The organism is Oceanobacillus profundus (assembly GCF_003515705.1).
Taxonomy (GTDB): domain Bacteria; phylum Bacillota; class Bacilli; order Bacillales; family Amphibacillaceae; genus Oceanobacillus; species Oceanobacillus profundus.
The window spans coordinates 318,044-343,067 of the sequence record NZ_QWEH01000004.1 but is presented as its reverse complement, the minus strand read 5'-3'; the positions used below and the strand labels follow the sequence as shown (position 1 = coordinate 343,067).

General features: G+C 37.7%; 24 protein-coding genes. All 24 read right to left on the bottom strand.

The genetic code is table 11. From position 1 onward, the window contains the following. Nucleotides 1-24: 24 nt before the first annotated feature. Complete coding sequence (locus D1B32_RS08985) at nt 25-1,140, bottom strand: Nif3-like dinuclear metal center hexameric protein (protein WP_095307023.1); 1,116 nt, start codon at nt 1,138-1,140, stop codon at nt 25-27. Further along, nucleotides 1,121-1,858 (bottom strand): tRNA (adenine(22)-N(1))-methyltransferase, encoded by a 738-nt coding sequence (locus D1B32_RS08980; RefSeq protein WP_118889133.1) that lies wholly within the window; start codon nt 1,856-1,858, stop codon nt 1,121-1,123. The genes D1B32_RS08985 and D1B32_RS08980 overlap by 20 nt, the downstream gene beginning before the upstream one ends. A gap of 140 nt (nt 1,859-1,998) precedes the next feature. Continuing rightward, a complete protein-coding gene (gene cccA, locus D1B32_RS08975; protein ID WP_095307025.1) occupies nt 1,999-2,382 on the bottom strand; it encodes a cytochrome c550 in 384 nt (127 codons plus the stop codon). A gap of 89 nt (nt 2,383-2,471) precedes the next feature. Then, nucleotides 2,472-3,023 carry a hypothetical protein gene (locus tag D1B32_RS08970; protein WP_095307026.1) on the bottom strand — a complete coding sequence of 184 codons (552 nt, stop codon included), beginning with the start codon at nt 3,021-3,023 and terminating at the stop codon, nt 2,472-2,474. A gap of 83 nt (nt 3,024-3,106) precedes the next feature. After that, a complete protein-coding gene (gene rpoD / locus D1B32_RS08965; protein ID WP_095307028.1) occupies nt 3,107-4,222 on the bottom strand; it encodes an RNA polymerase sigma factor RpoD in 1,116 nt (371 codons plus the stop codon). 31 nt (nt 4,223-4,253) lie between these two features. After that, nucleotides 4,254-6,068 carry a DNA primase gene (gene dnaG, locus D1B32_RS08960; RefSeq protein ID WP_095307029.1) on the bottom strand — a complete coding sequence of 605 codons (1,815 nt, stop codon included), beginning with the start codon at nt 6,066-6,068 and terminating at the stop codon, nt 4,254-4,256. A gap of 448 nt (nt 6,069-6,516) precedes the next feature. Beyond that, nucleotides 6,517-7,320, bottom strand: a complete 804-nt coding sequence (locus tag D1B32_RS08955) for a pyruvate, water dikinase regulatory protein (RefSeq protein WP_095307030.1) — start codon at nt 7,318-7,320, stop codon at nt 6,517-6,519. Nucleotides 7,321-7,355: 35 nt separating this feature from the next. Beyond that, nucleotides 7,356-7,985, bottom strand: coding sequence for a transcriptional regulator CcpN (gene ccpN / locus D1B32_RS08950; protein ID WP_095307031.1), 630 nt, complete (start codon nt 7,983-7,985; stop codon nt 7,356-7,358). 378 nt (nt 7,986-8,363) lie between these two features. Beyond that, on the bottom strand, nt 8,364-10,448 hold the full coding sequence (gene glyS / locus D1B32_RS08945; protein WP_118889132.1) for a glycine--tRNA ligase subunit beta: 2,085 nt from the start codon (nt 10,446-10,448) through the stop codon (nt 8,364-8,366). Continuing rightward, the gene (gene glyQ / locus D1B32_RS08940) at nt 10,449-11,327 is read right to left on the bottom strand and encodes a glycine--tRNA ligase subunit alpha (protein ID WP_095307033.1); all 879 of its coding nucleotides are present in this window, start codon (nt 11,325-11,327) and stop codon (nt 10,449-10,451) included. A gap of 448 nt (nt 11,328-11,775) precedes the next feature. After that, nucleotides 11,776-12,519 carry a DNA repair protein RecO gene (recO, locus tag D1B32_RS08935; protein ID WP_118889131.1) on the bottom strand — a complete coding sequence of 248 codons (744 nt, stop codon included), beginning with the start codon at nt 12,517-12,519 and terminating at the stop codon, nt 11,776-11,778. Between the two features lie 184 nt (nt 12,520-12,703). Then, nucleotides 12,704-12,844, bottom strand: coding sequence for a YqzL family protein (locus D1B32_RS08930; RefSeq protein WP_095307036.1), 141 nt, complete (start codon nt 12,842-12,844; stop codon nt 12,704-12,706). 519 nt (nt 12,845-13,363) lie between these two features. Continuing rightward, complete coding sequence (gene era, locus D1B32_RS08925) at nt 13,364-14,272, bottom strand: GTPase Era (protein ID WP_095307037.1); 909 nt, start codon at nt 14,270-14,272, stop codon at nt 13,364-13,366. Nucleotides 14,273-14,700: 428 nt separating this feature from the next. Then, complete coding sequence (locus tag D1B32_RS08920; protein ID WP_240033759.1) at nt 14,701-15,063, bottom strand: diacylglycerol kinase family protein; 363 nt, start codon at nt 15,061-15,063, stop codon at nt 14,701-14,703. Further along, entirely contained in the window at nt 15,053-15,517 is a 465-nt protein-coding gene (ybeY, locus tag D1B32_RS08915) for an rRNA maturation RNase YbeY (protein ID WP_118889129.1), read from the bottom strand. Before ybeY ends, D1B32_RS08920 begins: the two co-directional genes overlap by 11 nt. Beyond that, nucleotides 15,517-17,649 carry an HD family phosphohydrolase gene (locus D1B32_RS08910; RefSeq protein WP_118889128.1) on the bottom strand — a complete coding sequence of 711 codons (2,133 nt, stop codon included), beginning with the start codon at nt 17,647-17,649 and terminating at the stop codon, nt 15,517-15,519. The genes ybeY and D1B32_RS08910 overlap by 1 nt, the downstream gene beginning before the upstream one ends. Nucleotides 17,650-17,904: 255 nt before the next feature. Beyond that, complete coding sequence (locus D1B32_RS08900) at nt 17,905-18,864, bottom strand: PhoH family protein (protein ID WP_095307041.1); 960 nt, start codon at nt 18,862-18,864, stop codon at nt 17,905-17,907. Nucleotides 18,865-18,866: 2 nt separating this feature from the next. After that, a complete protein-coding gene (gene yqfD / locus D1B32_RS08895; protein ID WP_118889126.1) occupies nt 18,867-20,096 on the bottom strand; it encodes a sporulation protein YqfD in 1,230 nt (409 codons plus the stop codon). Nucleotides 20,097-20,121: 25 nt separating this feature from the next. Next, the gene (yqfC, locus tag D1B32_RS08890) at nt 20,122-20,403 is read right to left on the bottom strand and encodes a sporulation protein YqfC (protein WP_095307044.1); all 282 of its coding nucleotides are present in this window, start codon (nt 20,401-20,403) and stop codon (nt 20,122-20,124) included. 412 nt (nt 20,404-20,815) lie between these two features. After that, complete coding sequence (locus D1B32_RS08885) at nt 20,816-21,337, bottom strand: YqfB family membrane protein (protein WP_095307045.1); 522 nt, start codon at nt 21,335-21,337, stop codon at nt 20,816-20,818. A gap of 143 nt (nt 21,338-21,480) precedes the next feature. After that, complete coding sequence (floA, locus tag D1B32_RS08880; protein WP_095307046.1) at nt 21,481-22,473, bottom strand: flotillin-like protein FloA; 993 nt, start codon at nt 22,471-22,473, stop codon at nt 21,481-21,483. Nucleotides 22,474-22,507: 34 nt separating this feature from the next. Continuing rightward, complete coding sequence (locus D1B32_RS08875) at nt 22,508-23,851, bottom strand: NfeD family protein (protein WP_118889125.1); 1,344 nt, start codon at nt 23,849-23,851, stop codon at nt 22,508-22,510. A gap of 436 nt (nt 23,852-24,287) precedes the next feature. Further along, on the bottom strand, nt 24,288-24,734 hold the full coding sequence (locus tag D1B32_RS08870; protein ID WP_095307048.1) for a GatB/YqeY domain-containing protein: 447 nt from the start codon (nt 24,732-24,734) through the stop codon (nt 24,288-24,290). Nucleotides 24,735-24,749: 15 nt separating this feature from the next. Beyond that, nucleotides 24,750-24,926: a 30S ribosomal protein S21 gene (rpsU, locus tag D1B32_RS08865; protein WP_010650937.1), complete on the bottom strand. Its 177-nt coding sequence runs from the start codon at nt 24,924-24,926 to the stop codon at nt 24,750-24,752. Nucleotides 24,927-25,024: the final 98 nt, after the last annotated feature.

The following is a 25,024-nucleotide window of genomic DNA, read 5'->3' as shown; positions in this document are numbered from 1 at the left end:
ATACTCCTTTTGTCTTTTTCTGTTTTACACAAACTGAAAAGGATCTGTATTCGATTCGGAGACAAGAATGGTTAAATTTTCCTTATCCAAATGTTCCTTCAAATATGCTGCCGTAAATTGCTTCATTATTTTCTCAATATAGTGGCCGGCATCAATAACCCCAAGGCCCATAAGACTGGCTTCCTGCGCCATATGGAAAGTCATGTCTCCAGTAATGTAGACATCTGCTCCTTTTTTCTTTGCATGATGAATATACTTTTCACCACTACCGCCAAGAACAGCTACCTTCTGAATCTTTTTATTCAGGTCACCTGTAACGCGAAGAGCCGGAATATCAAGTGCTTTTTTTACATATTCACAAAAGCTATTTAGATCTGTTTTATTCTTCAAAGAACCAATTCTGCCAATCCCGTAACGCTTCCCTTCATTTTCCAGCGGGAAAACATCATATGCCACTTCTTCATAGGGATGGGCAGCAACGATAGCATTTATCACCTTATGCAAGATTGCTTTAGGGACAATTGTTTCCATCTTCACTTCATTTACCAATTCTAACTCATTTTTTGCTCCAAGAAATGGCTGACTACCTTCTAACGGTTTAAAAGTTCCCTGTCCTTTTGACTGAAATGTACAATGGCTATAGTTACCAATATGTCCAGCGCCACTTTCACCGAATGCCTCTCTTACCTCATCAATATGTGTTTCTGGAACATATACCGCTACTTTATACAGCTTTTCTCTGTCTGTCTCTACTAGCATATCATTTTCTTCCAATTCTAGTGCGTCAGTTAGCATATCATTCACACCACCAGGAGCAATATCCAAATTGGTGTGTGTTGCATAAACAGAGATATGATTTTCTAGCAATTTCTGAATAACTCTTCCTTGCGGTGTGTCTATATTAACCTGTTTTATGGGTTTAAACAAGAATGGATGATGTGCGATGATCAGATTTGCTCCCTTTTCAATTGCTTCATCTACAACATTTTCCATTACATCAAGTGTGATAAGAACTTTTGTTACAGGATTATGATAGGAACCAATTTGTAATCCAACATTATCCCAGTCATAGGCAAGTTCCTTTGGAGCCCATTGTTCCATAAGCTGAAAAACATCTGAATTAGTTACGTTGTTCTTCATCCTGTAATTCCTCCTTAATCCACAATAATTCTTTTTCAAATCGTTCAATTTTTTCGTTATCGACATTACTCGCTTCTTTCATTTGATTAATAATTCTTGATAGCTTCTTATATTCTGATTGCCATTTCTCATGAAATATACCAGTTTTATTTTTCAACAATATAGGGCCAAACAGTAACTGTCTTTCTAGTTGCTTTTTCGTATAAGGATCTATAAGTTCATCCGTTCCTTTTTTATCTGCTACAATTATTTCATAACGATGTCCATTTTCTTCCATAATAGTTTCATCGATAACAATAAACCCTTCTTTTAAAAGCCATCTGCGTACATTACGCTCATCCACATTCGGTTGGGCTATAATTCGTTGTACACTTGATAATTTGGATTTTCCTTCATCCAAAATTGTCTTAATTAAGGAGCCTCCCATACCCGCTATTACAACCTGCTTAATATCTGTATCGTCACCCAGCACCTCTAACCCATTACCAAGTCTTACATCAATGCGATTGGAAAGTTGATAGGCCTCTACAGTTGATTTTGCGCTATTAAATGGACCTATATTGACTTCACCTGCTACAGCCTTTGCTTTTTGATCACGTAAGCATACATAGCATGGCAGATAAGCATGGTCGGAACCAATATCAGCAAAATGAGCTCCTTCCGGAAGAAATGAGGAAACCTTCTTTAAACGTTCTGATAGTTTTAATGTATTTATCATCGTATTCTCCTTTTAGAGGATGTTTAAACACCTCTAGAATTTGAATCTACCTAAAGTCATATTTCTAAAAGCAAATTCCTATGTAAAAAAGAAAAGCTTTCTGTTTTAGCAGAAAGCTTAGACTTCATCTTACTCATTCATTATTTTTGTTCACTAAGCCATTCAGAAAGGGCTGTTAGCTCTTCACCAGCAACTTGGGATTGTGCTGGCATCGAACCGATACCATTTTGAATGATGTCTGCAATCTCATCAGCAGAATGAGTGGATCCTACAGTTGTTAAAGCAGGTCCCATTCCACCAGATAAGTCACCACCATGGCACGCCGCGCAGTTTGCCTGAAAAACTGCTTCAGGGTCTCCGCCTGTAGTTTCCCCTTCTTGTGATTCTTCTGTTTGTTCAGATCCGCCCTCTTCAGCAACTTGAATATCTGCACGCTGATTCAAGCCGACAAATGAAATAATGACTACTGTTAGTACCCCTAAAATTGCAATAATTGCATACGGTACAACTGGGTTTCTTCTCATTTGTAGTTCCTCCTTATGTACTCCCCATTATATATTTATACATACATTATATAGTTTACTCGAAAATTGGTTTTTTTTAAAGGAATAAGTTATAAATATAGAAAACCAGTATACAGCAAAGTAAATATTATCGCTAAAATACTAATTATTTGTAGATATTTTATTTTTCTTTGCTTACTTACTATAAACCAATAGATAAAATTACTAATTAAAACTGTAATTTGTAGCATATTACTATCCAGGATTAATTTCGAGATAAACGTAGTAAATAATAGCAATACTAATAGTGACGCAATAAGCGGTACGTGTAAATAAGGATGCCCAATTTTACGAAAATAATTCATTATCCATACTAAATAGCTAAAGAATAACAGTAAAATGCCGAGTTGCAAAACGGAAGCAAATTCAGTAAAATATAAGACAAGAAGTGAAAACGGTATCATGAGCAATGATAATATTAAATGTGTTACATCTAATACTGTCCATTGTCTTATTTTAATATTGTTATCCGCCTCTTCTGAGAAGGCTTCACCATTTGTGTATAATGCAAGAAGATAATCACAGTAGGTTTCAGGAAGCAAGCGGTTTTCTTTCCAATACTTAATTTCTTTAACAATAACAGCGATTCGTTCTGCCGCCAAAAGTATCACCCCTATGCAGGATGGATAGGATGGAAGCCAGGATAGTCATCATTCACAGTACTTGCGAATAATGACCACACCTATCAGTCCAAAAAGTCCTTTAATCGTTTGCTACGGCTTGGATGTCTTAATTTTCTAAGTGCTTTTGCTTCGATTTGACGGATGCGTTCTCTTGTTACACCAAAGACTTTACCAACTTCTTCGAGTGTTCTTGTACGCCCATCGTCAAGGCCAAAGCGAAGACGCAAAACATTTTCTTCTCTATCTGTTAAAGTATCCAACACGTCTTCAAGCTGCTCTTTCAATAGCTCATATGCAGCATGATCGGATGGAGATACCGCCTCCTGGTCCTCGATAAAATCTCCTAAGTGTGAGTCGTCCTCTTCCCCAATAGGAGTCTCAAGTGAAACAGGTTCTTGGGCAATCTTTAAAATGTCACGAACCTTATCAGGACTAAGCTCCATCTCTTCACCAATTTCTTCTGGTGTTGGTTCACGGCCTAAATCCTGCAATAAGGAACGCTGCACCCGTATTAATTTATTAATCGTTTCTACCATATGAACAGGAATCCGGATAGTTCTAGCTTGGTCAGCTATTGCTCGTGTGATTGCTTGTCTAATCCACCATGTTGCATACGTACTGAATTTAAAGCCTTTACGATAGTCAAATTTTTCGACAGCCTTAATCAGACCCATGTTACCTTCCTGAATTAAATCAAGGAAAAGCATACCTCGACCTACATAGCGTTTTGCGATACTTACAACTAGACGCAAGTTAGCTTCTGCTAAGCGACGTTTTGCTTCTTCATCGCCTTCTTCAATTCTTGATGCGAGCTCAATTTCTTCAGCAGCCGATAATAGGTTTACTCTTCCGATTTCCTTTAAATACATACGAACAGGATCATTTATTTTAATTCCTAAAGGAACACTTAAGTCGTTTAAATTAAATTCCTCTTCTTTTGCGATCTCCTGCATGTTTGGATCTTCATCAGATTCACCAATCACTTCTACACCTTGTTCTTCCAGGTACTCATAGAATTCATCCATCTGATCGGATTCAATATCAAAGTTGGATAAACGGTCTGCCACCTCTTCATAGGCTAACGTACCGCGTTTTTTACCCATTTCAACAAGCTTTTCCTTTGCTTGGTCAAGCGTCATTTCAGTTTCCTTTGTTTGCGAAGGCTTCTTGTCGGTCATGAGTCCCCCTCCTTCTTGACTAATTAGATAATTAATTTGTATTTTTCAATTGCTTTTGAAGATTAATGATTTGCATTGCTATTTGAGCTGCTTTTAAGGGATCATTTTGCTGCTCAGCAATCTTTTGCTGCTCTTTCAGTGATTTGATATTAACAGAGTCATTCGATTCATGTTGAATAATCCGAATGTAATCATTAATTTCCTTATCACTTATTTCTTCTCTTATCGGTGTCATAGCGATCTCTGCTACAAGCTGTTTCAATCGGTCATCATGAAGCCTTTCAATAAATAAGCTCATATCAGCCGAATGTCCTTCTTCATAATAAGCATATAAATAGGTGGCAATAATTTTATAGTCATCAACATTAAATCTTGCACCTAATTCATTTTGTACCCTCTCTGTAATATGAGAGTTCTGCAACATATATGCTATTAATTTTTTCTCTGCGTTATAAAAAGCTGGAAGAAGTTTCTTACTACGTTGTTTGAATGCTGTGTTATTAGTATATCTGTTCTTTCCCGGCTTATCCTCAAGCTTTTCTTGTTTATGCCTGTAGCCTTGCATTTCCGCTGATAAAGTTTCAATAGAAATCTGATGTGCTTCGCTCAATTCATTTAAATAATATTCCCTTTCAATAGGGCTCTCAATCATGGCAAGCTCTTTCAATATATTTTCTATATAGGATATGCGGTCCCCTTCCAAATTTAGATTATAATCTTTTTGGAGGTAGCGCATATAGAAACTCATATACGTGTCACTTGCTTTTATGACCTGATTCATAAAAGCCTCTGATCCATGCTTTTTAATAAAGCTGTCAGGATCCATATCTTCATCAAGGTTTGCTACTTTTATTGCACAGCCAACACTTCGTAATAAATTCGCAGCCTTATATGTTGCTGCTTGACCCGCTTTGTCACCATCGTAGCAAATAACGACCGTATCAACATAACGATTTAAAAGTTTTGCCTGAGGTTCGGTCAACGATGTTCCAAGTGTGGCCACTACGTTTTTCACCCCAGCTTGATATGCTGAAATGACATCCATATACCCTTCAAATAAAACAACTTCATTTTGCTTGCGAATATGTTTTTTGGCTAAGTCAAAATTATATAGTAGCTTGCCTTTTTGAAATAGCTCGCTCTCGGGACTGTTTAAATATTTCGGCTGCTCATCTGTTATCGAGCGCCCACCGAAAGCTACAGTTTTTCCAATATGATTTCGGATTGGAAAAATTACTCTTCCTCTGAATCGGTCCGTAACTCGATTGTTATCGAGCTCGGAAATAATGCCAGCTTTTACTAATAATTGTTGCTGAAATCCTTTTTTAGCAAGAAATTCCGCAATGAAGTCTTGTGCATTAGGTGCAAACCCTAACTGAAAGGCTTCAATTGTTTCGTCATCCATTCCTCTTTCCTTCAGATAGTGATACCCTTCTTTTCCATCCTTTGTAAAGCGTAAAAGGTGATGATAAAGCTTACGTAGCCAGTCATACGCCGATAAAACATTCTGGCTTTCTAAAGACATTGATGATTCCTTATTCATCCCACTATCTGGAAGCGTAATCCCACTTCTATCGGCGAGGAATTTCAAAGCCTCATAGAAGGAAAAACTCTCGATCTCCATCATGAAAGTTATAGCATTCCCACCTTTACTACATCCAAAACAATGAAAAATCTGTTTTTCCTGAGTTACCGTAAAAGATGGTGTTTTCTCTCCATGAAATGGACATAAACCGACGTAGTTTCTACCTTGCTTCTTTAATTGTACGTACTCGCCAACAACATCTAAAATGTCATTGGACTTTCTAATCTCTTCAATAACCTCTTCTGGTATTTGATTGGCCATATTAACCACCATACTATACTAATATTCGTGACGGATTAAAAAAATCCTTCATGTTTCGACATTTTTTTCTTCAAAACCGAAAAAAATTACCCTCTGTTACGATCGGTAAGTCTAAGAAGGTCATTTCCATCTACTCCATATTTAATTACTATTGTACCTCCTGCAGCTAAAATATAAACTAACGAATAACCAACTATTGAGATTTTAACAATAGTAGAGCTATCTTTAATAAAGTAATTCTACATAATCACCCTAAAATCCTTCTTGTTAATGAATGTTTTATTTTTCAGAATAACAGTAGAGGATAGCTTTTTTACGTATATGTTTACACAAAGATTTATTATAATACATTTTATAAAAGATATCTATTATAATGACTTATTTTCCTAAGAACAGAAAACATTCTGCTCGTGTATAGGAGCAGAACGTTTTGCATAATCCAATTCAATTATTTTTGAATCATACGCATGATAAGATTCGCAGTTTCTTCTACTGCTTTGTGGGAAACATCTATTACTGGACATTTAATCTTGTTAATTACCTTATCAAAATAATCAAGCTCTTGATGAATACGATCCATATTTGCATATGTCGCTTGATCACCTAATCCTAAAGCCTTTAACCTTTCTTTTCGAATGCCATTTAATTTGTCAGCAGTGATACGAAGTCCAATACATTTCGCTGGGTCAACTTCAAATAATTCTTCTGGAGGGTCAACCTCAGGCACAATCGGTACATTAGCCACCTTAATGCGTTTATGTGCTAAATACTGAGATAATGGTGTTTTGGATGTACGAGAGACACCAACTAAAATAATATCTGCACGAGCTATCCCCCGGGGATCTCTTCCATCATCATATTTTACAGCAAACTCAATTGCTTCTATCTTTTTAAAGTAGTCCTCATCAAGCTTATGTATCAGTCCTGCTTCCTGTCGGGGACTTTTATCAAATACACGCTCCATTGCTTCAAGTGTTGGTCCCATTATATCAATAGCTTCTACTTGCATTAACTTTGATCGTTCGTTCAAATAGTTTCTTAACTCAGGATCAACAAGTGTAAACCCAATCATTCCTCTTTTTTCTTTCGCGATTTGCAGGAATTCATCGATTGTTTCTTTATCCTCAACATATGGTACACGCTGTATTTTGTAATCCCCATTCGTAAACTGACTTAGACCTGCCTTTACCACTAATTCAGCAGTTTCCCCCACAGAGTCAGATAATACAAAAACAATTGGTTGAGTATTCATTACGACAACTCTCCTCCATCCCTTTTGAAGTTTTCTTACACATGGTCACCTATTGTTAACTCTACTAATGCTTTTGTCATTGTCGTCTTCGTCACTCTGCCCACGACCTCAAGCCCCGCATCTATTTCTTTAACAACTGGCAATCCATCAATTTGTCTTGTTATCAATTTTTGAGCAGCATCAATTAGCAGGTCATCTTTTCGACATACTGCAATATTTGGCATCCTTGTCATAATTATATGTACAGGGACAGCACTTAAATTCTGTTGCCCAATACTTGCTCGCAACAAGTCTTTGCGGGATAGTACTCCTGTTAAACAGGAGTTATCATCTACAACAAATAATGTTCCGACATCTTCAAGAAACATGGTTGATATGGCGTCATATACAGACACACTATCCTTGACAACGACAGGTACTTGTAAAAATTCATGTACTTTGAATTTTTTTATTTTCTCTGTAAGTAATTCCGAACCAGTTTTCCCCGTATAAAAATAACCGACACGCGGGCGGGCGTCTAAGTACCCGGCCATGGTTAGGATTGCTAAATCCGGTCTCAAGGTAGCTCGTGTCAAATTTAATCGATCTGCAATATGTTCTCCTGTAATTGGACCGTTACCTTTAACTATTTCAATGATTTGTTCCTGTCTTTTGGATAATTCCACCTTTTCACCACCCGAAAACAATATGTCATACTATTTCTTTATATTATATAGCAAAAAGGGAAAATACGTTATACTTTTGATTACGTCCAGCTACAGCGCTAAAGCTGTAGCGAGACTTCCCTCACCTCCGTACGATAAAGAAGACTTGCCGACTGGCTAAGACATGAGGCCTAGTCGCACTTATACCCTTGCGGTGAAAGTCAACATCGCCTCTTGGTAAAGGATGGCCGACTAAAACCAGGCTGCGCCTAACGTCGGCATACCCCTAATGGGGCATGTTTCCTTTATCTTCTACGTAGGAATCTTCGACTCGTCGAACCACCCCAAAGTTCGGGGCGCAGTCCGTACGTCGCTAACCGGGCGCTTCCGCTCTTGTGCTTAAAAGTGCTGTTTCCATTGTATTAATCGTAGATCAGCATATTCTTTAATCAACATAGAAAGTACATTGATAAGCGAAAGACGATTCGTACGTATATCCTCTTCATCTGCCATTACCATATTATTGTCAAAGAATGTATGGATTGGAATAGCTAATTCCTCTAAGCATGCTAATGCCTTAACCGCATTTTTTTGCTTATTGTACGTATTGAATGTGTCGCGAACCACGTTATATTGCGAAAATAGAGCTACTTCAGATTCTGTTTGAAATAGTTCTGTGCGTACAATTGTACCCTCTGCTTTATCAGATAAATTAAGGGCTCGAACTAATGCCTCTTGGATATGCTTAAAGTTTTCATCATTACGCTTTTCAGATAAAAGTTTTGCCTTTGCAATTGTATAATCAAAGTTTCCTATTGCGCGATGTACAACCGCATTAATCACATCCTGCTCGACATTTAATTCTTTAAGCAAATAAGATGCGCGAAGTTGGAAAAATTCTTTAAGCTCTATCGCTACCTTTTCTTGGTTTTCCAGCTCGATATCTAATGTTTGATATAAAGAAGTAACAATCTCTAGCAGGGTTTCCAGTGAAATATCCCATTTTCTATCAGCTATGATACGTAATACACCTGTTGCTTGTCTGCGAAGTCCATACGGATCCTGGGAACCCGTTGGAACTAAACCTATAGAGATACATCCCACAATTGTATCCAGCTTATCGGCAATACTTACTATCGAACCAATTAATGTTTTAGGAAGCTCTCCATTTGCTTGCTTTGGTAAATAATGCTCGCGTATTGTTCCAGCAACAAGTGAATCCTCACCAAAATGAAGTGCGTATTTTTCGCCAATAATTCCCTGTAGTTCAGTAAATTCATTAACCATATTTGTCATAAGATCAAATTTACTTATTGTTGCAGCTCTTACTACTTTTTCCTTTTGATCACCATCGAGTCCAATTAAATCTGTTATCTTTGTACTTATATGAACAACTCGCTCCACTTTATCATGAATCGTTCCTAATTCTTTCTGGAAAACAACACGTTCTAATTTTTTCTGATAAAAATCAATGGATTGTTTAAGGTCTTCTTCCAAGAAAAACTCTGCATCTGCTAATCGTGCACGGAGAACTTTTTCATTTCCTCGAATTACAGTCGCAAGTTCATGTACATCTCCATTTCGAACCCCAACAAAACGTGCTAATAATTGCCCGTCTGTAGCTGTTACAGGAAAATACCGTTGGTGTTCTTTCATAGAAGTAATGAGAACCTCTGATGGTAAATTTAGAAAACCTTCTTCAAATGCCCCTATGAATACTGTTGGATATTCAACAAGGTTCCTTACTTCATTTAGTAAATCAGCGTCAACCGGAATCAACAGATTATTGGCCTCTTCAAGTGTTTTAATACCTTCAATAATCATTTCCTCACGTTTTTTAGGATTTACAATTACATAATTGTCAAGCAAGGAAGACTCGTATTCAGAAGCTGTAGCTAAACGGATCTCTTTCCCTAAGAAACGATGACCATATGTTATATTGCTTGTTTGTACGCTAGTGATTTCAAACGGAATAACTTCGCTCCCGAATAATGCAACAAGCCAACGAATCGGACGGGCATAACGAAGTGTTTCTTTTGCCCAGCGCATATTTTTGCCAAATTGAATCGACTCTAGTATTGCTTTGAAATCAGGAAGCAATTCTTGAACAGGCTTCCCCTCGATATGCTTTTTCACAAAAATATAGGATATACCTTTAATCTCTTTCGTATAAATATCGTCAGGTGTTTTCCCTTGGCCTCTTGTAAAACCAATAGCTGCTTTTGTCCAATCGCCATTTTCATCTTTAGCGATTTTCTCAGCAGGCCCCTTAGCTTCTTCCTCAATTGTGGTTTGGAATTCTTCCATTTCGTGAATATAGACAGCTAAACGTCTCGGTGTTGCAAATGAAGTAATCGAGCCGAAATGAATTCGAAGTCCTTTTAACCACGCTTCTGTTTTTGATAATAATTGCTGCTCTGCATCATCGATAAATCGTGCAGGTAGCTCTTCTAGTCCGATTTCAAATAATACATCTCTTGCCATTTAATTTTCCTCCTTTTCAAGCATTGGAAATCCTAACTTCTCACGTTCTGCAACATAGGTTTTGGCGATACTGCGGGCTAAGTTGCGGATTCGTGAGATGTAACCAGTCCGTTCGGTCACAGATATAACACCTTTGGCATCAAGTAAGTTAAAGGTATGCGAACATTTTAAAACATAATCATATGCAGGAAATACAAGTCCTTTATTCATCGTGCTCTCTGCTTCTTTCTCATACATAGAAAAAAGCTGGAAGAGCATTTCAGTATCAGATTCTTCAAACGTATATTTGGAATGCTCGAACTCCGGCTGATAAAAGATATCACGCACCGTTACACCGTTATTCCATTCTAAATCAAACACATTTTCCTTATCTTGGATGTAGGAAGCAAGACGTTCAATTCCATAAGTTATTTCGACGGTTACTGGATTTGCTTCAAGTCCACCTATTTGCTGGAAATATGTGAATTGGGTTATTTCCATACCATCAAGCCATACTTCCCAACCGAGTCCAGCAGCACCTAATGTGGGATTTTCCCAATTATCCTCGACAAAGCGAATATCATGTTCAAGCGGATTAATTCCAAGCTTTACTAAAGAATCTAAGTAGAGTTGTTGAATATTCGCTGGAGATGGCTTCATAATCACTTGAAATTGATGATGCTGATACAAACGGTTTGGATTTTCACCATATCGTCCATCTGCAGGCCTTCTTGATGGCTCTACATAAGCAACATTCCATGGTTCTGGTCCAAGACTGCGTAATAATGTCATTGGTGACATCGTTCCTGCTCCTTTTTCCGTATCATACGCTTGCATCAAAATACAATTTTGATCTGACCAATGCTTTTGTAATGTTAAAATCATTTCTTGGATATTCATTAAAATTTACCTCCAGATTCATTAATCTTAAAACGTTAAAAAACCGTCCCTATGTCTACATGTTATAGACATAGGGACGGTTTTTACCGCGGTTCCACCCTATTTGCTCCATATAATTGCGTGTTCAAAAAAGGATGAATAGCAAGCCTGCAAGTTTCCACAAGTTGTGATGACTTTGATACTTGACACAGAACGTGTCGATAGTTTCGATCAACACCCTTATGTTGTGTCATTTTCATCGGCCTTTTTGAACAATCTGTATTAGAGCCACTTTATTTACTTTGCTCAGGAGTTCCTTTCCCAGACATCTAGTTATCCAGCTCACACTATCCCGGACTCGCTTTAAATAGAATTGGAACTGGTACTTATCTCCATCTTCGCAAATCATTATTTAATATTGAAATATGTAAAAATCATACTTTATCCTTTTCATTCTGTCAATCGTTAGCTACATTAGTTTGTCAAGCTGTGTTAGAAATTTCCTTGTTTTTAAATAAAATCCACCATATTGGTCATAATATGCATTTAATAAATTTCGAAGAAGCTCCTTATTTTCTGGCTTGATGGTGATAGTCCCGATACGTTCTAAACCAACTGATGAAAACATAAAAAGTAATTTAGCGATCGTATCTGGAAGCCCGATTGCTTCCCCATCAATGTACCTGCAGCGGGTACAGAGCATTCCACCTTCAGCAATGGAAAATGCGAATGGCATTTGTCGATTGCCACAATTGGTACAACGGTCAACAGTAGGAGCAATTCCACCTTTTTCGAATAACTTCAACTCATACATCATTAATGGTATCTCGGCTTCTTCATTTTCAGATATCCAAGTCATGGTATGAACAAATTGATCAAACAGGTATGGATCTGGACTTTTTTCATCAAGTAATTTATCTGTAAGCTCTGTCATGTAGGCTGCATAAGCGGTTTTAACAATATCCTCCCGAATTGGACGAAAGGAATTAACGATTTCTCCTTGCTGAATCGTGCTCAAGCCTTGATTCACATATACAAATAGTTGAGCGCGTATAAACGGCTGTATAACCGCAGCCATCCTACTTTTTGGTTTTTTAGCTCCTCTAGCAAGCGCTGTGAATTTTCCAATGTTTTTACTAAGGATTGTTACAAGCTTATGGGTTTCTCCATAATCCCTTGTTTTAATGATGATTCCATCTATTTTCTCTAGCACACAGCTTCACCCTTTTTCTTGTACAAAAAGAACCACAGATGCAGATTATTTCATCTCCTCCTATGAAGATGAAAGCTTCGGTTAAGATTATTGATTATTGCTTCTCATTGGCGGAATGGTTCTGTCAGCCTATTCACTCACACAACCATTCCTTCAGTTCAAACCTTCATGGTATTCGATAATGTTATATTTTTGCATCTAGTGTTACTTCTGTTTCAGTCTGTCCAAACTCTTGTTGCGATGTTGCATTTTCTATTTCCTTTAATAATAAATAGGTTTCAATGTTTCCTGTCTGACTAAATATTTTCCACGTTAGTTCGATCACAAGAAACCCCACCTTTCTTTAATGTTTAATAGGATTTTCAAAATGTCCGGTAAAAATGACACGTCGAATTTCATCGTTGGCTTGCCTTTCCGTTCCTCACGTATCAAGGGATTCAATGAACTTCTGTTAAAACCGTCCACGTCCTGTGGACAACACAGAAGTCACCACATCCTGGGGAAGCCCGGTACTCAAAGCTTCGCCGCCTCGAACTTCGACGCATAGGACGTGCTAGTGTCGGCGTTGCAACAGGACGTTGCGACCTTAGCCGACCTCGGTCCTTTTTATCCTCCTTTTTGAAACACAATTTAATGAAAATGTAACTTACTATTTAGAGTGGCACTTTAGCTGAAATTCATTAGTATTAAAAATTACCAAGTTTAAAGGTTGTTCAAAACGCCCGGTAAAAATGACACGTCAAGTGCTGAAAATCTGCAACGTACAGATGTATTATTAGTGTTGCTATGGAGATTGCAACCATAACAGACCTCAGTCCTTTTTATCCTCTTTTCGAGCATTTATTTAGTACTCATCACTGCGATAGCCATATTCAAGCAGTTGACTTTGTCTATTCCGCCAATCTTTCTTAACCTTAACCCAAAGCTCTAAGTATACTTTAGAGCCCAGTAAAGCTTCAATATCTTTCCTAGCATTTTTCCCAATATTTTTAAGCATACTTCCTTGCTTACCAATTAAAATACCCTTTTGTGTGCTTCTTTCTGTAATAATTGTTGCTTGAACGAGCAGCTTCTCTTGCTCTCTTTTTTCGATATTTTCAATTGCAACTGCAATCGAATGAGGTACCTCTTCTTTTGTTAAATGCAATACTTTTTCCCGAATTAGTTCAGCAATAATAAAGCGTTCCGGATGGTCGGTTACTTGATCTTCTGGATAGTATTGAGGACCTTCAGGTATGTGACTTTTCAGAACATCGACTAAATGATTTACATTGTTTCCTTCCAAGGCAGAAATTGGAATAATTTCTTCAAATTTACACTTATCTTTATACTGATCAATCAATGCCAGTAATTCATCGGGATGAACCAAATCTATCTTATTAATGATTAAGAAGATTGGGCTATTTACTTTTTGCAAACGATCTAGAATATACTGATCACCTTTTCCATAACCTTCCTTTGCATTAATCATAAACAAAACAGCATCCACTTCATTAAGTGTACTTTCTGCTACGTTTACCATAAAATCGCCCAGTCGATGCTTCGGTTTATGAATCCCCGGGGTATCGATAAATATAAGCTGTGCATCCTCCGTTGTAAGCACACCTTGGATTTTATTTCTGGTTGTCTGTGCCTTATCACTCATAATAGCAATCTTTTGCCCTATAACACGATTCATAAATGTTGACTTCCCAACATTGGGTCTTCCAATTATTGTAATAAATCCTGATTTAAACTGATGATTTGTTTCCATGCTGTGTCCTCCGCGACGATTTCTTTAATATGTGATTCTTTACATTATAATACTACAAATAATGCAAGCTTTCATTCAATCGACAAAAGCTTTAAAAAGATTATCTTTTCACCTAAATTACCACAATAAATTCCAAATGCAAAGATTAACATAAAAATATGTAAACTTAACCTTCTCTTACCCGTATTATATGAAAGTAAAACACGCCAAAAAGAAGAGGCTGGGGCAAAAGTATTTTAACATAGGAAAAATACGAACAACCAACTCTAGAAATACACTTCACACATTTAGAGGTAACTGGTGAGCCCCCTGTGCTATCGCACTTCGGTGTCTCACCTATCACCTTCTCTCCCGCAGAAGTCTATGTCACTAAGTTTGTGCACGGTTCGCCTTTAAAGTTAAACACTTTCGTTATATCCCGGCCTCTTCTAGAAAAAATTATACAATTTTGGCAAAAATATAAGCAATCCAATAACCGCAGCAATAATAGCGGCAATTAATACAGCACCAGCAGCAACATCTTTTATTATTTTAGCTGCAGGATGTATCTCCGGTCTTAAGTAATCAATAAGCTTCTCAATAGCGGTATTCGTTACCTCTGCCATAAGTACCAGTCCAATGGTTAGAACAATAATAGCCCACTCTACCATTGTTAGCTTAAATAGAAACCCGGCAGTTATTGTCAATAACGTTGCTAACAAATGTATTCTAAAATTACGTTCTGTTTGCGCGATCTCCTTGATCCCGTTCCAGGCATAATTAAATCCAATTTTACGTTTCTTATCTTTCAATTCCGAACGCACCTAGTATTTCTTCTTGTCTTTTAAACATTGTCGCTTCATCTGATTTATTCATATGGTCATATCCCAACAAGTGCAAGAAACCGTGTAGCGTCAAAAATGCAAGTTCTCTTTCATAGGAATGCTCATATTCGGTTGCTTGCTCCTTCGCCTTATCTACGGAAATAACTATATCTCCAAGTGCTAACGGCATATCCTCACCAACTATTTCAATCTCCCCTTCAACCGATTCCTGCATCGCAAAAGAAATAACATCGGTAGGTGCATCTTTCCCGCGGTAATTACGGTTAAGCGCTTGGATCTCTTTATTATCAACGAAATTAACGGACATTTCCGCTTCTTTAGATATACCCTCTTTGTCAGCTGCGAATTGAAGTAAACGTTCTAATAAATCAACATAGTCACTTGTCACAGTATTTGTTTCATCATGAAAATCAATGTACATTATTTTGCCTCCTTCGATGGATATTGAATTCTGGAATGAAATATTCCTTTTAACGATTCAATAATGGTTCGGTGAATAACATGTAGCTCCTTTAATGTTAAAGGACTTTCATCTAATTGTCCATCAGCGAGTCGACTCTTTACGATGGAGGCTACGATATCTTCAATTTTTTCGGTTGTAGGCTCTTCTAAGGATCGGACTGCTGCTTCAACCGAGTCACAAATACAAATAATAGCTGCTTCTTTTGTTTGAGGCTTAGGTCCCGGATACCTAAAAACGGATTCTTCCACATCCGGATTCTTTTCCTTCTCCTTATAATAGAAGAATTTCAATAAGGATGTGCCATGGTGTTGTTTGGCAATATCAATAATTTCTTTCGGCATTTTATGCTTATTTAACAATTCAGCTCCGTCATATGGGTGTCGTATAATAATCTCGGCACTTTTTTTCGGATCGATAAAATCATGGGGATTCCGAACAGATAATTGATTCTCTATAAAATAATGTGGTCGGGCCGTTTTACCTAAGTCATGATAATAGGCACCAACTCTAGCCAGCAATCCGTTTGCACCAATCGCTTCACAAGCTGTTTCGCTTATGTTTGCAACCATAACTGAATGATGGTAAGTTCCAGGTGATTCTGTTAATAATTTTTTCAAAAGTGGTTGATTTGGATTAGAAAGCTGTAATAATTTTATATCTGAAAGAATTCCAAGTATCATTTCGAAAAATGGAAGTAAACCAATAGCTAATACTGTTGCTAGAATTGCTGACGTTAGTCCGAAGCTTGTATGTACAAAAAGGTCAAACCAGGAATATTTTTCAAAGGAAAGAAATAAAAATAGTAATACAGTAACAATATTTACAAGAGCTACACCAAGCCCAGTCTTTAAGATGGTTAGTCTATCCTTCACATTCATTAAAAAGATAATCCCAGCTAATTGACTGACAAGGAAGTAAATCCCAGCTTCCACATTTAAAGAACCTGCTATTTGCCCATTAAATATAACACTTCCTAAAATAGCATAAAGTATAGACATCACAATAGCTAATCTTTCATTGATTAACATTTTAATTAGTATAACCCCCGTGGCAATTGGGGTAACGAAAAAAAGCTGGTTGGACTGTGTTGTAAAGACACTAATTATCTTCATTAAAGAAACGACAATCATGCTAATAAAAAAGATTGCAAGCATTTTTTCCAAGCTCCATTTATTTTGCTTGGATAGGTGATGCATCTCTATAGTTATAAAGCTGCAAATCATGATAATAAGCAATGCAAGCCCGATTACTGGATAAATATTACTCTGCTCGTCCAGCAATCCAACAAGATCCAGCTTTTCATAAATTTCATTCGTTATCGTTTGTCCTTCTCTAACAATTACCTCACCAGCACGAATCATAGCTGGATCAACACTGCTTGCAGCCTCTTTTCTTGCCTCTGAGGTTTTTTCCACATCAAAAAAAGAATTTTCAACCACAGCAAAATTTGTGAGCTCCATTAATGGTTCCTTCAAAGTTTCTTCTATATCCGCATATTCAATATACTGATTGACATTTGCCTTTGCAGTTTCCAAATTCTCTGTACGTACACCATTGTTTAATGTTTCCTCAAGTGCTTCTGCCAGTATCTCTTTTCCCGCATCCAATTCGTCTTCACTGAATTGTAAAAGGTGGATCAATGTACCGTCTTTTACAGAGTTGCTTATTTCATCAGATAAAATTTGCTTTAATTGGATTACTTTTTCTTGATCTGTAAGAGGTGCAGGTGTTTCCTCTTCATCACGCCTACCTTCACTTTCTTCTTCTAGTTTGAAAATACCGTCAAATATTTCCTCCACAAAACTTACTTGCTCCATCGTAACTTCATTGGATATGCTATATCTATCTTGCACAGATTGAACGGTCTCCCTTGTTTTCCGTTCCGTTTCTTGTTCATTCTCAATTGTGATAGGAGAACGAATCGTTTCACTTGCATTACTGAATCGTTCAATATCGTAGATTTCTGTTTGAACATTATTTAGCGTTATAAAAAAGAAAAAGACACCTAATAAAACTACTGGTAATAATATGAATAGCCAACTATGTTTTTTCCCTAACGACTCGAGCTTTTTACTTATTCGCTCTTTCATTCGTATCACCCCAATTTATCACGCATCAACGTACTGTATCCCCGCTCTAATTTTAGAAACCAAATATGTAAAGGCCGGGGGAAACAGTCCAGTGAATTCCTTATTCTGTTTAATGGTCTTTAGCTCATTCCCTTGTATTTCTAACAAGCAATGGGGAGGAAAGTGAAACGCTACTTTACGGGGTTTCACTTTATCAAGCATCTATACAGAAATAAGACCCGTATAGCCTAGGGTCTTTCCTGTTTTATTCTATTTCTAGTTTTCAGTTTCATATGCTGCAATGATACGTTGAACTAGTGGATGCCTTACAACATCCGTTTGATTCAAATGTATCAATGAGATTCCCTCTATAGAAGCTAATAGCTGCTGTGCAATATGCAAACCCGATTTAACCCCTTTAGGCAAATCAATTTGGGTAATATCACCAGTGATAACCATTTTTGAGCCAAAGCCCAATCTGGTTAAAAACATCTTCATTTGGGCTGGTGTTGTATTTTGCGCTTCATCTAAAATAACGAATGCATCATCCAGCGTCCGTCCACGCATGTAAGCAAGTGGCGCAATTTCAATTGTCTCTCTCTCGATCAAACGCTGTGTATGTTCCGCCCCTAACACATCATGAAGTGCATCATATAGAGGACGTAAATAAGGATCTACTTTTTCCTTTAAGTCCCCAGGTAAAAATCCGAGGCTCTCACCAGCTTCTACAGCCGGGCGCGTTAGAATAATTCGTTTAACAAGTCCATTTTTTAATGCATGCACTGCCATTACTACAGCGAGATATGTTTTACCGGTTCCGGCTGGACCGATTCCAAAGACAAGGTCATTCGCCTTAATCGCAGCGATATAGTTTTTTTGACCAAGCGTTTTTACACGAATTGATTTGCCTTTTACATTTTTCGTAATTTCGTCTTCGAAAAGCGCTTCTAGTTGTTTAATTTCACCTTTTTTTGCTAAGTCAACAGCGTAAACGACATCTCGTTCAGAAATGGTTTGCCCTTTTCTAATAACCGATAAAAGAGTGAGAAGAATTTCTTGGACAAGCGCAATCGCTTCCTCCGAACCAGAAACTCGAACAGCTTCTCCACGAGATACGATGGACACGTTTAAAAGATTTTCTAGCTGCTTCAGATGCTTATCGTTTATGCCGAATAATGCGAGCGCTTCATTCGTACCTGTTAAATGCAATTCAATTTCAATTAAGTTACCTGGCATAATCAGTCTCCTTGATTTAATGGTTCTACTCTTACAATATTTTCCTCAACTGAAACAAATAGGGTTAAGTTTACTTTACCATGCTCTATACTTTCATGCAAAACTTTTTCAGACAATATTGTTGCCTCAGCACCTAGTTCATTTTGTAGTTGAATAATAGCTTGATCAATTCCTGCTTCAATAGCTTCTTCTTTTGTTCGGCTCACTTTATTATACGTCTTCTCACTTAAAATGGTTTCAACAATTTCTATCGGGAGCTCCCATTTAAAAAAACGTAGGTTATTACCATTTGATTCTCGATGAATTTCTTTATAATCAGGCTCTCCAAATCCCCAAATTGGTAACTGAAATTCTCCTGTTTTAAGATAATATTTCTTTTTTTGGTTTCCTGTTATCTCTTCATAATTAAATTCAAGCGGTACCGTAACGGAAACCTCATACCAGGTATTTGCTGTAATTTCAGCTTCAGCAGCCACTAGCTCTTTAGCTTGTTCCTGTCGTTCTTCCGATTCATTTTCTTCGTCTTCTACCACTTGTCCTTTCAATATTCCAGAAACCAAGAGATCACCAGGTTCCACATAATCATTCACTTGTACATGAGAGGTCCCTTTTGATACATATAAATTTGTAATAACGCCTTTTTTCGCAGCAACTAAATTTCGGGGTTGTTTTGGATCCGCTTCTTCAACGACAACCTTTTCTACTCCCTCTAAATAGAAGGTTGTCCCTTTTTGATCCACGCCAGCCCAAAGAAGTTCAGGCACATCCTTCATTAGTTTTTGTTGAATCGCTGTTGGAGGATCCAGGGAGAAAAGCCAAGCCCCTGGATGAATTCCGTAACTAACTAACTGCTTGTCTATCTTTTCTTCAATATCTTTTGGAACACCACTAATTTTAACTTCCCAAATAATATTCGATAAAAAAAAGAAGAGAAGTACACTGAAAAATAACCCAAGTACCAATGGCTTCTTTTTTAAAAATCGTCTAATTAAAAATGGATAACCGTTCTTACCAGTAAACGTAATTTTATAAATTGTTTTCCTTCTGATATGTTTCATTTGTTTGATATCGGAGAGCTTTATATTACCTTCACATAAATCGGTGTCTCTTTTTTTTACATCCCAAACTGAAATTCCAGCATTCGCACATTTTTGAAAAAACATCTCAGGAGCTGTACCTTTTACTAGAATTGTTACATAGCCAGTTACTGCTTTACTATTTAAATGCTTCAATTGTATCCTCCTCTTGTTCAAGGCTTTAGTTTCCTAAGAATTTCACTTCAGAAATAGTTCCTTCGAGTAAAATTTCTTTAGGAAGCATCATTTTTAGCACAAAGGAAGTACCCCTAATTTGAACATAGCCATTATTGGTTTTTAACTTTAGTTCATTTTCGGAATATACAGCCAAGCCTTGATGGTTTTCAATGTATATGTGTATGTTTCCAATTACCGTAATTCTAGGCATTTCAAGGATTATATCAGAAGGAAGAGAGAATTGTTCTGTTAACAAGGTGCGTAATCTTTGTTGCCATTTAGCCAATGATGATCCCCCCTCACATACATATGTATGAAGGTGCTTAATACATAAGAACAAAATGCTTGATAAAAAAGTGGGTTTTATGTGGTCTGATGATTTATATAAAATATAAACTTCACACTAATGTGCATTGAGGAATTGTGGATTTATCCGCTGTGGAAACACTACGCCAGAATGGGCTCACTGATTTTCACTAACATAGTTGATTGAAACAGAAACAGTACTTTTCACTAACTAGTCCGGATGAGGCTTCAGACACCTGCCCACGGAAAGCATTCGCCCGTAGCAATCTCGGAGGGGTATTATTGCACATATTTGTAAGTTTCGTCGCAGTTTCCTTGCAAATGAGATAAAATCATAAAAAACCACTGCTATATAAGCAATTAAGCTTATGTAGCAGTGGTTAAGATTCAACTTATTTGATTCGATCGTCTAAAACATTTTTATATGACTTTTTAGCTCTCGGTGGTCCTAGTATTTCAGACATGATAATGCCATTAACTAATCCTTTTGCACCAAGATTGCCAACTACTTGTTTCTTCAGTCTTTCTTGTTTTTTACTTGTTTCCTTCTCAGGCTCAAGTAAAATACTTCCACTATCCGCCTGTGACTTCAAATCCTCAATTTTTGAATTTGAAATAGTGCTATACTTACTAGCCAGCTTCTCCATTTGCTGCTTTTGCTGCTCTGCAATTGAGGCAGTTGAAACCGTATCTCGTGATCTTTCTTCACGATATACTCTTTGCTCTGCTACAGGCTGCGGCTTGCGTTCTGGAGTTCGAGTTCCTTCTGACACTGTTCTTCCCGGCCTTTGTGGAGGTGCTTTTTTCTTCTCTTTTTCTTGTTGTTTCTGCTTCTCATTCGAGTTGTTAAAAAAGCCGATAATCCCTGAAATAATAATGATAATTATGAAGAGGTTATCGAAAATCCAGCCCATCAGACCCCTCCTTCAATTTCATGATCCAGCTCCAGTGCCCAGCGACTAGCCTTCGTAGGAATGTTCGACTCGTCGAACCACCCCAAGTTCGGGGCGCAGTCCGTACGTCGCTAACCGGGCACTTCCGCTTTTATTGATGAACATTATTTTTGATCATCTTCACTGCTATCTTTAGTTAATTTACCAATTGTATCACGCATACCAGTATCAGCATCAATGTTTTTATAATTCATATAATCCATAACACCCATTTTTCCTGTGCGTAATGCTTCGGCAAGTGCTTTTGGAACCTCTGCTTCAGCTTCCACAACATGCGCACGCATCTCTTGAACTCTTGCAACCATTTCTTGCTCTTGAGCAACCGCCATTGCACGGCGTTCTTCGGCTTTTGCCTGTGCGATATTTTTATCAGCTTCAGCTTGGTCTGTCTGTAGGATAGCTCCAATGTTTTTACCGATATCCACGTCGGCAATATCAATCGACAGAATTTCAAAAGCTGTTCCTGAATCAAGGCCTTTACTTAATACTGTCTGTGAAATCGAATCTGGATTTTCTAATACTTTTGCATGTGTGTCTGAACTACCAATTGTACTTACAACACCTTCACCAACACGAGCGATAACTGTTTCTTCCCCGGCTCCTCCGACAAGTCGATCAATGTTTGCACGTACAGTAATTCTAGCAAGTGCTTTTACTTCGATACCATCCATCGCGATACCAGCAATAAATGGAGTTTCAATTACTTTCGGATTTACACTCATTTGAACAGCTTCTAATACGTCACGCCCTGCTAAGTCGATAGCAGCCCCGCGTTCAAATGGAAGCTCAATATTTGCACGATGCGCAGCTATTAAAGCATTTACTACTCTATCTACGTTACCACCCGCTAGGTAGTGACTTTCCAATTGGTTTGTTTTGACGTTTAAACCTGCTTTATGTGCTTTGATTAAAGGATTAATTACACGGTTTGGAACAACTCGACGTAATCGCATTCCAATTAGTGTAAAAATACTAACCTTTACTCCAGCAGCTAAAGCACTAATCCATAGCGCCACTGGTACAAACGTGAATAAAATTGCAACTGCAATTAAGATTACCGCAATAATAATAAGCGGCATTAATTCTGTTAATGACATTAAAAATTCCTCCTTATGATTTTCATGTACAGCATTATACTTCTCTAACTACGACACGAACTCCTTCAACTCTTACCACTTTAACAGACTTATTACGATCAATAAAGCTTCCTTCTGAGACAATATCAATTCGTTCACCGTCAAATTCTCCAATGCCCGATGGTCGTAAAGGGGTGGCAGTAATACCTTCCATACCGATTAACTCCAACCGATTTGTGGATGATACATATCCTTGCTCTGTTGCAGTACTATCCCTAAGAATAATATGTCGAAAAACCCCTTTATCCATGCCAATTCGTTTAAAAAGAATAATTGCAACAATTAGCGTAACAAGAAATGCAATTCCGATACTCATCGACATATGACCTAAATCGTATCCTGACATAAATAATGAACCGATGATGGCACCAATTCCAAGGAGTCCTAAAATCCCACCTGGGACAAAAAATTCAGCTACAATCAAAATAATACCTAGTACTAGTAGTATGACAGCTTCCATACCTGCTAGTCCTGCAACGATATGACCGTAGAAAAATAATAATAAAGAAACAATCCCCATTATTCCTGGTACTCCAAATCCAGGAGAATACAATTCCACGATTAAGCCAAGACTTGCCACAGATAGAAGAATTGGGATTACAATTGGGTTTGTTAGAAATCGTGCTACTTCCTCTGCGACAGTCGGTTCTGTCTCAATTATGGAAGCATTCGACAAACCAAGTTCATGCAGCAATTCCACTCGATCATCCACAATTCCATTCGCATAACCGACTTCTACAGCATCTGCTGGGCCAAGTGTTAAAAACCTTCCTTCAGGTGCCCCGTATTCAGGCAGGTCAATACTACTATCGGCCATAGCTAATGCATAAAGTGGATCTCTCCCAGTAGATTCAGCAGCACTTTTCATTGCCGCAAACCAAGCTGATTGCGCTTTTTCATCTGCTGCTGTACCATCAGAATTAATCACACCGCTTGCACCCATTGTTGCATGTGGCTTGAAGTAAATGGTTTCAGAAAATAACGCGATATAAGAACCAGCTGATAATGCCTCATTAACGATAAATGCTGTTGTCGGGATTGGTAGACCCTGGATAATTTGACCGATTTGACCTGCTGCATCGACCCTCCCGCCTGGAGTATCAATTTCAAAAATAATATGATCGGCACCAGCTTCAACCGCTTCCGAAGTTGTGCGCTCTAAAAAAGCCTCTAGCCCACGCTCTACTTCTCGTTCAATCGGTATAACATAAACTGACTTTCCACCACCTTGTTCCTCGGCACTAGCAATTGAAATATTATCCAAAACAAGGTAAATAAGTGCTATGGAGATGGCTGCAATTATGAGTATGTATTGTTTGAGTCGTTTCCTCGACATCATTATTCACCTCCCTCAGCCTGTTATCAATTAATACGGAAGTGGTATGGGATTGGTTTCAATTTTTAGCAAATAGAAAAGTATACATCATTTCAATTTGCACAAATGCACCAACGTATCGACCAAAGACCTAGCGACTAGTAGTTCTCTAACAGGAGTTATGTCATAATTAGATACTATCATAATCTTATCCATTGAGAAACTTTGATGGTGCTTATCTTCCACATTTCTAAAAGGCTTATAATTTTCATATTGAATAAAAGTGCAAGCGCCCGGTTAGCGACGTACGGAGGTGAGGCAAGTCTCGCTCTAGTCGTTGGGCGCTGGAGCTGGACGTAACTGTTTAGATAACTAAGTTATCCACAGCATTCAAATTTTTTCGTTTACTTACGAACAAGAAAAGAATCCCAAGCCTAATGACTTGAGATTCTTTAACTTATTATTGTAATTCTTGTTGTACAAGTTTTTTTATTTGAGAGCCATCTGCTTTGCCCTTAACCTTAGGCATTACAGCGCCCATCACTTTACCCATATCTTTCATTGATGTAGCATTTACTTCCTGAATCGTTACTTGGATAATTGAAAGTAGTTCTTCATCCGAAAGTTGCTTCGGTAAATACTTTTGTAAAATTACCAATTCATTTTCAAGTTTTTCAACTAAATCTTCACGTCCAGCAGATTTAAATTCTTGGAGGGAATCTTTCCGTTGTTTAACTTCTCTGGATAAAATTGTTAGATCTTCGTCCTCAGATAGTGTATCTTTACTAAGTTTAATCGATTCATTCTGGATAGAAGCTTTCACCATGCGAATAACGCTTAGCGTTTCTTTATCCTTGTTCTTCATAGCTTGCTTCATGTCTTGGTTCAATCGATCAAGTAACGTCATACGCTTGCACCCTCTTTAGAATTTACGCTTTCTAGCAGCTTCAGATTTCTTCTTACGTTTAACACTAGGTTTCTCATAGTGTTCACGTTTACGATATTCCTGTAGTGTACCACTTTTTGACACACTGCGTTTGAAGCGACGAAGAGCATCCTCAAGAGACTCGTTTTTACGAACGCGAGTTGTATTTGACATGCTAATTTCCCTCCCTCCGAAGCACAAAACCAATTTATACCGACATGACTACCTTCTCATGCCTTTTTAAAGTATAATATATTCCTACAATCTGGTCA